12 protein-coding genes and 1 riboswitch are annotated in these 12,778 nt (G+C 36.3%); of the genes, 6 read left to right on the top strand and 6 right to left on the bottom strand.

The features are described 5' to 3' along the window. Positions 1-95 precede the first annotated feature (95 nt). The 6 genes from D0T53_RS02650 to D0T53_RS02625 all read right to left on the bottom strand — a co-directional run bounded on the left by D0T53_RS02650 (position 96) and on the right by D0T53_RS02625 (position 5,950). Positions 96-1,244, bottom strand: a complete 1,149-nt coding sequence (locus tag D0T53_RS02650; RefSeq protein ID WP_163264803.1) for a glycoside hydrolase family 88 protein — start codon at positions 1,242-1,244, stop codon at positions 96-98. Positions 1,245-1,428: 184 nt separating this feature from the next. Then, positions 1,429-2,823, bottom strand: coding sequence for a family 43 glycosylhydrolase (locus D0T53_RS02645; RefSeq protein WP_163264801.1), 1,395 nt, complete (start codon positions 2,821-2,823; stop codon positions 1,429-1,431). 191 nt (positions 2,824-3,014) lie between these two features. Next, positions 3,015-3,629 carry a hypothetical protein gene (locus D0T53_RS02640; RefSeq protein ID WP_221411484.1) on the bottom strand — a complete coding sequence of 205 codons (615 nt, stop codon included), beginning with the start codon at positions 3,627-3,629 and terminating at the stop codon, positions 3,015-3,017. A 13-nt stretch (positions 3,630-3,642) separates the two neighbouring features. Continuing rightward, a complete protein-coding gene (locus tag D0T53_RS02635) occupies positions 3,643-4,122 on the bottom strand; it encodes a single-stranded DNA-binding protein (protein WP_163264797.1) in 480 nt (159 codons plus the stop codon). Positions 4,123-4,181: 59 nt separating this feature from the next. After that, the gene (locus tag D0T53_RS02630) at positions 4,182-4,691 is read right to left on the bottom strand and encodes a mechanosensitive ion channel family protein (RefSeq protein WP_185152964.1); all 510 of its coding nucleotides are present in this window, start codon (positions 4,689-4,691) and stop codon (positions 4,182-4,184) included. Positions 4,692-4,693: 2 nt separating this feature from the next. Next, positions 4,694-5,950, bottom strand: a complete 1,257-nt coding sequence (locus tag D0T53_RS02625) for a PLP-dependent transferase (RefSeq protein ID WP_163264795.1) — start codon at positions 5,948-5,950, stop codon at positions 4,694-4,696. A 221-nt stretch (positions 5,951-6,171) separates the two neighbouring features. Between D0T53_RS02625 and D0T53_RS02620 the strand changes: the two genes are divergently transcribed. From D0T53_RS02620 to cobT, 6 genes are all read left to right on the top strand, one after another. After that, the gene (locus tag D0T53_RS02620) at positions 6,172-7,500 is read left to right on the top strand and encodes a glycoside hydrolase family 28 protein (protein WP_163264793.1); all 1,329 of its coding nucleotides are present in this window, start codon (positions 6,172-6,174) and stop codon (positions 7,498-7,500) included. A 30-nt stretch (positions 7,501-7,530) separates the two neighbouring features. Continuing rightward, a riboswitch (cobalamin riboswitch) is annotated at positions 7,531-7,746 on the top strand. A gap of 35 nt (positions 7,747-7,781) precedes the next feature. Next, positions 7,782-9,266 carry a cobyric acid synthase gene (locus tag D0T53_RS02615; RefSeq protein ID WP_163264791.1) on the top strand — a complete coding sequence of 495 codons (1,485 nt, stop codon included), beginning with the start codon at positions 7,782-7,784 and terminating at the stop codon, positions 9,264-9,266. 6 nt (positions 9,267-9,272) lie between these two features. Next, the gene (locus tag D0T53_RS02610; RefSeq protein WP_163264789.1) at positions 9,273-10,289 is read left to right on the top strand and encodes a threonine-phosphate decarboxylase; all 1,017 of its coding nucleotides are present in this window, start codon (positions 9,273-9,275) and stop codon (positions 10,287-10,289) included. Continuing rightward, positions 10,271-11,218, top strand: a complete 948-nt coding sequence (cbiB, locus tag D0T53_RS02605) for an adenosylcobinamide-phosphate synthase CbiB (protein WP_163264787.1) — start codon at positions 10,271-10,273, stop codon at positions 11,216-11,218. Before D0T53_RS02610 ends, cbiB begins: the two co-directional genes overlap by 19 nt. Beyond that, entirely contained in the window at positions 11,203-11,715 is a 513-nt protein-coding gene (locus D0T53_RS02600; RefSeq protein WP_163264785.1) for a bifunctional adenosylcobinamide kinase/adenosylcobinamide-phosphate guanylyltransferase, read from the top strand. Before cbiB ends, D0T53_RS02600 begins: the two co-directional genes overlap by 16 nt. Before the next feature lie 18 nt (positions 11,716-11,733). After that, a complete protein-coding gene (gene cobT / locus D0T53_RS02595; protein WP_163264783.1) occupies positions 11,734-12,771 on the top strand; it encodes a nicotinate-nucleotide--dimethylbenzimidazole phosphoribosyltransferase in 1,038 nt (345 codons plus the stop codon). Positions 12,772-12,778 lie beyond the last annotated feature (7 nt).

The following is a 12,778-nucleotide window of genomic DNA, read 5'->3' as shown; positions in this document are numbered from 1 at the left end:
TGTTTATTATCCTGAGCCTGAGAGTGGATTGTAAAAAGCAATGCAACTAAAATCAATGTTTTCTTTTTCATAATCGTGCAGAAATCAGGTATAAATTAGTCTTTATATTTAGTCATTTCCGATGCAGCCAGTAAAAATGCTCCAACGCCAAAATCGGCAGTAGTATCGGGACCTACATTTTTGTGCTGATCCGCCCGTTCGCCAATAGGTTGAACATAACCCACTTTACCATCAGGTTGTAAGGCTGTCTTTGTCAGATATTCCCACGATTTATCGATTACAGATGCATACGTTTTCTTATCAAGAAATCCATTATTTACACCCCACAAATATCCATATACAAAAAATGCTGTGCCGCTGGTTTCGTATCCCGGAGCATGGTTAGGGTCAAGCAAGCTACGAGTCCAAAAACCTTCTTCCTGTTGAGATGCAGCTAAAGCCTGAGCCATATCTTTATATATTTGAATATATTCGGCACGGTGGAGATTATTTTCAGGTAAATCACTTAATACTTTTGCTAATCCGGCAAACACCCATCCGTTACCTCTCGCCCAAAAGTCTTTCAAACCATCTTTTGTTTTATGCTTTGGATATACGTATTTAGCATCTCTGAAAAACAAATGGCTGTCGGTATCGTACATTAAATTACGTGCAAATGAAAAATATTCGTACAATTTATCAAGATATTGTTGATCTCCTGTAAGCTTATACATTTTTGTCATAACAGGCATTACCATATATAAACCATCGGCCCACCACCAATAATCATCTTTGGATGTAGACATCTGATATTTCATGACTTCTTTGGCTCGAGCTACTTTTTGTTCGTCTTTTACCTTATCAAGGTTATACAAGTCTATATACACCTGAAAACAAATTTGCCAGTCGCCAAACAATACATAATCGTCAGACTCTCCATAAGAATATTTCCATCCCGAACGATCATTAGATTTAGCTCCTGTCCATTTATTCTTTTCGGCCCAAATTTCAGAATATTGCTTATACGCTTCATTTTTTGTTATTTCGTAAGCTGCCATATTCCCTGTATGGTATGCAGCCGGATGCCAAAATGCATTTGCTCTCTCTGCTTTATTATTCGTTTGCCAATAGCTATTCGCTTTATTCAATACTTCCAAAGCTTCCGTCTTTTTCGAACCTTCCGAAGATTTTGCAGATTTACAACTAACAAAAAAAACAGCACATGTTATTATACACAATGTGATTAATGACTTTTTAATTTCCATGAAGAATGAGATATTACACTGTTAATAATTTAGACAAACAAAGATGTGAAAATAAAAAAACAGATAAGTTTAAATATAAATCAAAACAGTATGTATTTAGTTCATAGAGTATATAGACATATCACAAACACTGATAAATTGGATCATTTCGTCGGTTTAAGGTCAAAAGTTAAATGATGATTTATCAATAAAAACTAATGTCCCAGATAGCCAGCCGTTCATCACCTTTTGCATCGAAAGATATCCGAACATATTTGACATCTGTATTATCCTTAACCGTAACAATTACAGGCGAACCTGATATCCCATCTTTAGTGTAATCTTCTGCAAGCCTCCAGTCTTCATTATCGGACGACACTTCAATTTTAACAAGATAAATCCTTTGTGGATATTCGAAACGTATTGATATATTATTGAATTGTCCCGCTTCTGCAAACTCTGCTGTAAGCTGTACATCTCTGTCGTATTTAGCAGCCTCCCAAAGTGTTGAATAGTTCCCGTCTAAAACATTTACTGCTCTGGTATACACTGTTTTCTCCGAACTCGCAAAAATTGACACAGGCTTCACATATACTCTCTCTTCTGATGTTAAATTGGGAAATTTCAAAGTATTTATTGGTACTATATTTTTTATTTGACTATTAGTTTCATCAAAAAAGAATTCATTCATACATATCTGACGATATGCAGCCTCCCGTTCAAAAGGTAAACGGTGTCGATGGTATAACATATAATTTTTACCGCTATACGAAAACATTGTATGATGCCCCGGCCCATAAACCTTTAAGCTATCAGTCGTTTTTAATATCGGACTATTAGGTGCTTCCTCAAACGGACCAAATGGAGAATCGCCCACGGCATAACGAACCTCGTATGTTTCATCTATTGTTTTACCTTCGGAGTATGTTAAATAATATTTCGAATTATGTTTTATCATAAATGGAGCTTCAAAATAACGATTGGGCGTCACTTCTATTTTTTCGGTTTTAAATGTAGCCATATCGTCATTTAACTCTGCGGCAAAACAATGACCGTTTTTCCAATCCCAACCCGATCCCCAATATAGATACGCTTTTCCATCATCATCAATAAAAGCTTCGGCATCAATAACATGGTAATATCTCGACTCGTCGAAAGATATCATAGGTTTATCGCCAAGTATGTTTTCCCAAGGTCCAAGCGGATGATCGGCTTTTCCGCACCATACTTCCGAGCCTATCGATACATACATATAAAATTTGTCATCTTTTTTCACGACCGAAGGAGCCCACACCATATTATTGTTCGACGATGGCGATATACACTCTTGTTTTGTAGGCCAATTAAGTTTATTAAATGTCCAGTTCACAAAATCAGTAGATTCCCAACATGATAGAAAATTTGCGCCCCATGGGTCTACAGTTGCATATATATAAAACTTTCCTCCATGTTCGACAATAGACGGATCGGCAAAATATCCGGGTATTATGGGGTTTTGTATATTTACCATATCCCCGTCTTCTACACTCTCCTGTTTAGGATTGTTACAAGCCGATAATAAAGCGACAAATAAAAATAATAAACCAAAGTTCTTTTTCATGATTGTTAAAAATAGGGTTACATTTAAATACAGTTTGTATTACAAAAAGTAAAAATACAATATTCTGATTAAAAACCTCACAATAAATGTATTTTATACACCAATTATTGATTTTTTTATCCAGAAGCTGGTTTATATTAAAGATCCAATAATCAAGACCTTTGAAAAATGAAGAAAAAGCAATATCTCAACTATCGCCACTGAAATGAGCGGATAAGCTCAGCTATGTCGTCTTTTATGTATTGGCTGATGGGTTGTACAGAGTCTGATTTTACCTTAATGTCGTAATAGAATGATGCTCTGAAAAAATGAGAGACACTATCGGTTAAAAAAAATTGAACAGGTGTAGCCACATTCCCTTCTATTTCGTATACAATACCCGATGTTTGTTTATTGGCATTATGTACCAATATTTGGTTTATACCATTTGCTTTTAACGAATGACTATACGCTAACTGATAGCTATCTTCAATCATATCCGGTAAAATCGGTGCAGATATATTATAATACGAACAATGGATATGAGCCTTAAATGCAGGATAAAAAATATTGAACCAAATACCGTCGCTTTGAGGCGATAAAAGAGGCTCTATTTTGGCAAAAGTTGAATAATTAAAAGAAAATTGAGGTGTAGCGTATTCTATATATTGATTCGCCGGCAAATCTATCCTGCTATATCCCTTAGGCTTAGGAGCAGAGTCGTTATTGCATGAAACAAACAGAACAAGAAAGCTATAAAAGAATACAACACGAAATAATAATTTCGTGCCATATTCTATTTTATCTATTACGCTTTTAATATTCAATATATTATTAAAATTAAAATGGTAAATCATCCGACTCATCCTCAACAGGGAAAGGCGTCGATGATGATTGCTGATTTTGTTGTTCTGGCATAGCAGCTGGTTGCTGTTGCTGATATGGTTGAGAATACTCTCCTCCATTCTGAGTATTATTATTATCACCTCTACGTCCCAGTAACTCCATATTATCGGCATATATTTCATATACATAGCGTTTCACTCCATTCTGATCGTCATAAGTCCGGGTGCGTATTTTCCCCTCAATATATAGTTGAGTACCTTTTTTCACAAATTGCTCTGCAACTTTAGCCAAGCCTCTCCAGCATACAATATTATGCCATTCGGTACGATCTGGAATTTGAGTGCCATTGGCAGCTGTATATCCACGCTCTGTTGTTGCTAAAGTGAAATTAGCCACAGCACTACCATTATCGAAATATCTTATTTCAGGATCTTTCCCTACATTCCCTATCAGAATTACTTTATTTACAGACATATTTGTTCTCGTTTTTCAAGTTAATAACCACAAATATAACGATATTTTTTTAGCTTAATTCATTCCTCATTCGGATTAATAACAGATATACCTCTTTGAAGCAATAATGAATTTGGTATTATAACAATTTCTCCTTCGCTTGTTTTAAGATGGGTGTGAAAAGCCAAAATATCGACAACCTCAGCATCAATAGGAAATTCTTTGTCGTGTATACGTATAAAATCACCTATACGGAATGGTGTCGAAAAGTAAATTAATATACCCGCTGTCACATTACTCAATAACGACCATTGTGCAAAAAACGCCACTCCAATAACAGCAAATATCGATGATATTGCTACTAGCAAATTGCGGGGATCTACGCCCCAGACAATAATAACAATAAGCAAAGCCGCTATATTAATCAAGATGGAAAACACCTTAACAATATGTTTGGTCCTCGAATCAGCTTTTTTTGTTATAGAAGCATATCTTCTTATTATTTTCGCCGTAACGAGTCTGGAAACAGGTGTGGCTATTAATACCACAGCGGTTATTATTATTTGTATTAAATGATCGTATAACAACATATCTATAAAATATCTAATGCTCTGATAATATCCGATTTCAAATCGTTCACATCTTCCAAACCTACCGATAAACGCAATAGTGTTTCATCAATATCCATTGCCTTTTTCAGTTCCGCACTGAATGTTCCATATATAGTCGACTCAGGGTGTATTATTAACGATTTATTATCAAATAAGTTTGTAGCTCTACGGATAATCTGCAATTTATTCATAAAATCGAAACATGCTTCTTTCGATTCGAGATTCAGAGTAAGCATAGCTCCGGGATTACCTCTAAATAGTTTTTTTACTAAATCATAATAAGGAGATGAGCTGATTCCCGGATAACCTACTTTCACTACATTGCTTTGCTCTGACAAAAACCGAGACAGTTCGAATGCCGAAGCCGACATTTTATTAAACCTTAACTCTAAGGTTTCCAAACCTAACGATTGCATTGAAGCCGTATCCGGATCCATTTGTGCTCCAATATTACGTGCAATTTCACGACGAAGCTTAAATGCAAAAGCCGACATATCGCTTGTCGGTTTTACTTTTGTCAATCGTTTATTGTTCGACCAATCGAAAGTTCCGTAGTCAAGAATAGCACCGCCAACACTTGTTGCGCCCCCCGAAATATATTTTGTTGTAGAAACAACTTCAATATCAACGCCTGCTTCTCTGGCATTGAAACCACACCAAGGGATTACAGTTGTGTCTATCACCATCGGTATATGCTTCTTTTTCAGTATCTTTGATATTTCCGGCAGATCAGCTACCTCAAGATGAGGATTAGTAACAAGTTCACAAAAGAATGCACAAGTATTTTCGTCAATTGCGGCTTCTATCTCCGATAAGTTATTTGTATCTACAAAACGTGTTTCAACTCCAAAATCGGCAAGTGTAAACTTAAACAGCGAAAATGTATTCCCGAATAAATGAGGAGAGGTTACAATATTGCAACCGGCATAAGCTAAAGTAAAGAAGGTATTGGATATCGCAGCCATCCCCGACGACATAGCCATTACCATATCGGCACCTGAGGCCTCTTTTATTTTATTCTCGAAATTTTCTACTGTGGGATTCGATATACGGGTATATGTATGCGCTGCAATCTTATTCTGAAAAGCATTTGCGATCTCTTCCGACGAAAAAAATTCGAATGCAGCATTACGATAAACAGGCATGTTAATAGCACCATGTACATCTTTTTTACTAAAACTGTTCGATATAATTCTTGTCGAAAACTTTTTGTTTTGATATTCTTCTTTATCTCCCATATCATTATGCTATAATACAAAATAACTTCAGGAAACAAAGTTAATAAAACGGCAATTAAAACAGACAATTATAAATATTATATTAATAGAATCAGACACGTAATAACTTTTGTCTTATATATAAATTGATTTAACATTTAATACAAATTCAGAAACATTTATCTTTATTTATAGATAATATTGATACATTTGTAGTTTAACAACGAACTAACCTTTTGATTATGATATTGAAAAACGCGCTCAAGCCTGCTTTACTACTGGTTGCAATTATATTAGGTTTTAACGCACAAGGACAAGATTTATTCCCTGACGGAACTAAAATTCCCGATTGGTATAATCAATACAAAGAAACCGATATAAAAACACTTGGCAAAACTTTTTACATTACCGATTATAATGTAATTAATGACAGTTGCATAATACAAACCGAAAAGATACAAGCTGTTATAGATAAAGCCCAAAATGAAGGAGGTGGCGTAATTATCATACCTAAAGGTACATTTCTGAGCGGTTCGTTATTTTTTAAACCTAAAACCCATTTACATCTTGAGGAAGGCGCCACTCTAAAAGGTAGTGATGAAATTACAAATTTCACTGTGCTTACTACCCGTATGGAAGGGCAGACACTGAAGTATTTTGCCGCATTAGTGAATGCCGATAGCGTAGACGGATTTACTATATCGGGCAAGGGTACCATAAATGGCAATGGTTTGCGTTACTGGAAATCATTTTGGGTGCGCCGACAAGTAAATCCCAAATGCACAAACATGGACGAACTTCGTCCTCGTCTTGTATATATTTCTAATAGCAAAAACGTACAATTATCAGGTGTTAAATTAATTAATTCCCCCTTCTGGACTACTCACTTATACAAATGCGAAAATCTTAAATTATTAAATCTGTATATACATTCGCCAGCCAGCCCTGTAAAAGCACCAAGTACCGATGCAGTAGACATTGATGCCTGCAAGAATATACTGATAAAGAACTGCTATATGTCGGTAAATGACGATGCTATAGCCTTAAAAGGAGGAAAAGGTCCGTTTGCAGATAAAGACGAAAATAACGGAGGCAATTATAATATTATAATAGAAGATTGCACGTTCGGCTTTTGCCACAGCGCATTAACCTGTGGTAGCGAAGCTATTCACAACCGCAATATTATTCTAAGACGTTGTAGTGTAAATAAAGCGCAACGTTTATTCTGGCTAAAAATGCGTCCCGACACTCCTCAAAACTACGAATATATTTTACTTGAAAACTTGAAAGGCAGTGCAACATATTTTATCGATATAAACCCATGGACTCAGTTCTTCGATCTTCAAGGCGAAAAGGATATAAAAATCTCTTATGGTAGTAACATAACAATGCGCAACATCGATTTTAATTGTAGCACATTATTCAGAGTAAAAAAATCGGATCAATATAAATTGTCTGGATTTACATTTGAGAATTTGAATATACAATCGAATAATGGTAAAATAAATAAAGATTACATAAAAGATTTTACGTTGAAAAATGTAGTAATCAACGGTGAAAAAGTTTTTTAAACCTTTACTTTAACACCCGATCAAAATAACTATCTTTGTGTCCGGCTTTGTTCCGCAAGCATCTTCAATTTAGATGTGTGGATGAAAAGGGAATCAGGTGAAAATCCTGAACAGACTCGCTGCTGTAATCTCCATTTAAATAAGAGTCTTTGGATAATGCTCCAAACCACTGTTCTTTTGTAAGAATGGGAAGGGAATCCAAAGATGGGGAAAGTCAGAAGACCTGCAAATCCGATATGTGTTTCATTATGCCTTCGAGAATAAGGCTGTAACATTCTTATATGAAAAGACTTCGTCCTATTATGTTTGTCGGAACAGGAAGCGATGTCGGAAAAAGTATTATTTCGGCTGCTTTCTGTCGTATTTTTCTGCAAGATGGTTTTTGCCCTGCACCATTCAAGGCGCAGAACATGGCTCTCAATTCTTATGCGACACCTGAGGGGCTCGAAATCGGGCGGGCTCAGGCTGTTCAGGCAGAAGCTGCAGGTATTGATTGCCATACCGACATGAACCCTTTACTGTTGAAACCCACTACCGATAAAATATGTCAGGTTGTTCTTAACGGTAAACCAATGAATAACCAAAGTGCTTTTGAATATTTCAGGGAAGAAGGTCGTGACGAACTCCGAACAGAAGTAAATTCGGCCTTCGACAGGCTTGAAAAACGATTCAACCCAATTGTCATGGAAGGAGCCGGCAGCGTTTCCGAGATAAACCTGCGTAAACTCGATCTGGTAAATATGCCAATGGCTATTCATGCCGGAGCCAATGTTATTATTGTAGCCGATATAGATCGTGGTGGAGTTTTTGCATCGGTTTATGGTTCGGTTATGCTACTGACTGAAGAAGAACGGAAGCACGTAAAAGGCATCTTGATTAATAAATTCAGAGGAGATATACGGCTGTTCGAACCCGGAATAAAAATGTTGGAAGACCTATGTGGAATACCCGTTATAGGAGTTGTACCTTATTATAAAGATATTTATATAGAGGAAGAAGATTCTGTAATGCTCCAGACAAAGAATATTCAGGCTACACAAGGGAAAGTAAATATAGCTGTTGTATTACTCAAACGAATGTCCAACTTCACCGATTTCAATATATTGGAACGTGACCCCCGTGTACATCTTTACTATACAAACAATACCGACGAAATAGAAAAAGCAGATATAATACTGATTCCGGGTAGCAAAAGCACATTGTCCGACCTGTATGATTTACGGCGAAACGGAGTAGCCCAAAGCATTACTAAAGCTTATAAATCGGGAGCAACAGTTATGGGAATATGTGGCGGATTTCAGATTATGGGACAAGAAGTTTGCGATCCATTAGGTGTAGAAGGTAATATAGAACGTTTGCCCGGATTAGGGCTACTACCTGTATCAACAAAAATGCAAGGAGAGAAAGTTACACGGCAAGTGAAATTCTCATTTCTTGAATCGGAAAAGGTTTGTGAAGGTTACGAAATACACATGGGAACCACTACACTACTCAATAATGCTAAAGGGGCGCCTGTAAATATTTTATCGGATAACTCAACGGATGGCTATTTTGTCGATTCAAGGTGCTTCGGCACATATATACATGGGATTCTCGACAATAGCGAAGTTATAGAATATTTATTAAAACCCTATGCCGACAAATCAACGAGTAAATCTTTCGATCTCAAAGCATTTAAGGAAGAGCAGTATAATAAATTGGCTAACCATGTCAGAAAACATACAGATATGGATTTGGTTTACAAAATAATGAACGAAAAGGTATAATATATTATGCTAAACGGACACGGTGACGACATATATGGATTAGAAGCTGAAATAGTAAGTAACTTTAGTTCTAATGTTTACGCACAATTCGATCTTTCCGGTCTACAGCAACACCTTTGCACACATATCAAAAACATACGCTCTTATCCTGAACCCGAAGCTGACTCTCTGGCAAAACTATTGGCAAAACATCATAACATATCTGCAAATAATATTTGTGTAACCAATGGTGCAACCGAAGCTATTTACCTGATAGCGCAAGTATTTAAAGGAAAAAAATCGACAATAATAACCCCAACATTTAGCGAATACGAAGATGCTTGCCAAATAAACGGGCATAAGCTTTCATTTGTAGCTTCACTATCTCAAGTAAATAAAGATACCGAACTAATCTGGCTATGCAATCCCAACAATCCGAGCGGAAGTGTATACCACAAACAATATTTGGATAAGTATATAACTAAACACCCTGATATTTATTTCATTATCGATCAGTCATACGAATCGTTTACTGATAAGCAATACACCTTTTCGGCTACCGAAGGCTTAAAACACAAAAATGTTATACTATTACATTCAATGACTAAGAGTTATGCCATACCCGGTTTGCGATTAGGTTATATTACGGCATTTTATGCACTTACAGAATCAATCAGTAAAATTAGAATGCCATGGTCAGTTAATCAACTGGCAATCGAAGCTGGTAAGTATTTATTAAAAGAAGAAAAAACAGGTTTTGACCTAAAGGCTTACCTTACCGAAACCAATCGCTTAATGACTGAGCTAAGTAACCTTGATGGTCTTATTGTGTTACCTACCAATACACACTTTTTCTTGTGTGAACTGATAAACAGAAAAGCATCGGAACTAAAAAAGTATTTGATAAAAAAACACGGCATACTTATACGAGATGCTGCTAACTTCAGGGGTTTGGATGATTCGTTCTTTCGGATTGCTACTCAATCGAAAGAAGAAAACAACCTCCTTATAAAAGCTATAGAACAATGGATGCAGCTCTCTTGATTATAATTCCATTACTTCTTGGTTGGATTATTGATATGGTTATTGGCGATCCAAGATGGCTCCCCCATCCTATTGTTGGCTTTGGTAAACTCATTTCTTTAGGAGAAAAGACATTAAATAAAGAACAACGCAAAAAAATGAAAGGCTCGTTTTTCTCTTTACTTTTAATAACGGGCATATTTGTTCTAACATACATTGTTTGTAAAGAATTAATTATATTCAATAAATATATATACATTGTATTTTCAGGTATAATAATCTTTTACTGCATTGCCGGTAAAACCCTTATAACCGAAGTTAAACAAGTATTTATCGCTGTTGATAAATCGACAGAAGATGGCAGACAACAAGTTGCCCGAATAGTGGGACGAGACACTTCACAACTATCAGACCAACAAATTAGAACTGCCGCACTCGAAACGCTGTCTGAAAATTTGTGTGACGGAATTATTGCTCCTCTTTTTTGGTATGCACTGTTAGGTATTCCGGGAATACTTACATACAAAATGGTAAATACGCTTGATTCGATGATCGGATATAAAAATGAGCGTTACAAACAATTCGGTTGGTTTGCAGCAAAATCTGACGATTTAGTCAACTATATACCGGCTCGCCTTACTGCTTTTTTTATGATTCTTGTTAGCAGAAAAACATCATTATTAAGTTTTGTCCGAAAATATGGCACACAGCATGCCAGCCCGAACTCCGGATATCCCGAAGCAGCACTGGCAGGAATATTAAATTGTCGGTTTGGTGGCCCCAATAATTATTTCGGACAAATAGTTGAAAAGCCCTATATTGGTAACAATAACAGAGAGCTTACATATACCGACATGCAAAAATCTATTGCAATAAACAGAAAGGTAGAGGCTCTAACAGTATTTTCAATAATCATTATTACATTAATAGTACAATGGCTGATAAAATAATACTGATAACAGGCGGACAACGTTCGGGCAAGAGCAACTATGCCCAAAGTTTAGCCTTAAAACATTCTGCTAATCCTGTTTACTTAGCAACTTCCCGGGTATGGGATGAAGAACATCGTTTACGGATCGAAAAGCATAAGACTGACAGAGGCAATGAATGGATAAATATTGAAGAAGAAAAAGAACTGAGTAAACATAACCTTACAGGAAAAACTATTCTTATTGATTGTGTAACTCTTTGGGCTACAAACTTTTTTTTCGATTATCAGTCTGATGTAAGCAAAGCTTTAGCCGATATAAAACTTGAGTTCGATAAATTTACTGAGCAAAATGCACACTTCATATTCGTAACCAATGAAATAGGAATGGGCGAAATGTCTCAAAATGAAATACAACGCAAATTTGCCGATCTACAAGGTTGGCTAAACCAATACATTGTCGCCAAAGCAAACGAAGTATACCTTATGGTATCAGGGATTCCTGTAAAAATAAAATAACACTTTAAACAATATAAGATGATACAGTTTAATATCGAAAAACCAAACGACGACGTACGTTCATACCTCCAAGAAAAGATAGATAACCTAACCAAGCCCAAAGGCTCGCTTAGCATGTTGGAATACCTTGCAATGCAAGCCGGATGGGTTCAACAATCGTTAAGTCCCAAATTAAAAAATCCACATCATATTGTCTTTGCCGGCGACCACGGAATTGCAGCCGAAGGAGTAAGCCCGTCTCCTCAAGAGGTTACTTATCAGATGATAATGAATTTTTTGGATGGTGGTGCAGGTATTAATTTCTTAGCCCGTCAGCACAATATTAACCTCCATATTGTTGATGCCGGTGTTAATCACGATTTCGATGCTAACATACCAATCATTAACAAAAAAATAAGAAAAAGTACCCGTAATTATCTGCACGAAGCAGCTATGACCAACGAAGAAATGCTTCTTGCAATACAATACGGAGCAGAATGTACACAAACATGTTTCGATAATGGTTGTAATGTTATAGGATTCGGCGAAATGGGAATAACCAATACTTCCTCTTCGGCATTATGGATGACCTGCCTCACAGGCATACCCCTCGACAAATGTGTTGGAGCAGGATGCGACCATACGGGAAAAACATTGGAGTATAAATATAAAGTTTTGAAACAATCATTAGATAACTATAAAGGAGACAACTCGCCCGAAGATATTATTCGTTATTTTGGTGGATACGAAATGGTTATGACTGTAGGAGCAATGCTTAAAGCTGCCGAATTGAAAATGTTAATACTCATTGATGGTTTTATTATGACAAATTGCCTTTTAGCTGCTTCAAAATTAAACCCTAATGTTCTGCATTATGCTATTTACGGACATCAAGGAGACGAAGCAGGACATAAACTTGTTTTGCAATATCTTAATGCAAAACCTATTCTGAATTTAGGTTTCAGATTAGGAGAAGGCACCGGTGCTCTATGCGCTTATCCAATATTAGATTCAGCAATAAGAATGATAAACGAGATGCACTCGTTTAAAGAAATAGAAGTTACTAAATATTTCTAACCCTCGG

The sequence above is a fragment of the Dysgonomonas sp. 216 genome, assembly GCF_010501065.1.
Classification (GTDB): domain Bacteria; phylum Bacteroidota; class Bacteroidia; order Bacteroidales; family Dysgonomonadaceae; genus QVMM01.
Note: the sequence above shows the minus strand (reverse complement) of the source record. Positions and strands in the feature narration are given on the sequence as shown.

Bases quoted from the DNA above. Each gene is read 5' to 3' on its own strand.
- D0T53_RS02650 (WP_163264803.1), bottom strand. From the start codon at position 1,244: ATGGAAATTAAAAAGTCATTAATCACATTGTGTATAATAACATGTGCT.
- D0T53_RS02645 (WP_163264801.1), bottom strand. From the start codon at position 2,823: ATGAAAAAGAACTTTGGTTTATTATTTTTATTTGTCGCTTTATTATCG.
- D0T53_RS02635 (WP_163264797.1), bottom strand. From the start codon at position 4,122: ATGTCTGTAAATAAAGTAATTCTGATAGGGAATGTAGGGAAAGATCCT.
- D0T53_RS02630 (WP_185152964.1), bottom strand. From the start codon at position 4,691: ATGTTGTTATACGATCATTTAATACAAATAATAATAACCGCTGTGGTA.
- D0T53_RS02625 (WP_163264795.1), bottom strand. From the start codon at position 5,950: ATGGGAGATAAAGAAGAATATCAAAACAAAAAGTTTTCGACAAGAATT.
- D0T53_RS02620 (WP_163264793.1), top strand. From the start codon at position 6,172: ATGATATTGAAAAACGCGCTCAAGCCTGCTTTACTACTGGTTGCAATT.
- D0T53_RS02615 (WP_163264791.1), top strand. From the start codon at position 7,782: ATGAAAAGACTTCGTCCTATTATGTTTGTCGGAACAGGAAGCGATGTC.
- D0T53_RS02610 (WP_163264789.1), top strand. From the start codon at position 9,273: ATGCTAAACGGACACGGTGACGACATATATGGATTAGAAGCTGAAATA.
- cbiB (WP_163264787.1), top strand. From the start codon at position 10,271: ATGGATGCAGCTCTCTTGATTATAATTCCATTACTTCTTGGTTGGATT.
- D0T53_RS02600 (WP_163264785.1), top strand. From the start codon at position 11,203: ATGGCTGATAAAATAATACTGATAACAGGCGGACAACGTTCGGGCAAG.
- cobT (WP_163264783.1), top strand. From the start codon at position 11,734: ATGATACAGTTTAATATCGAAAAACCAAACGACGACGTACGTTCATAC.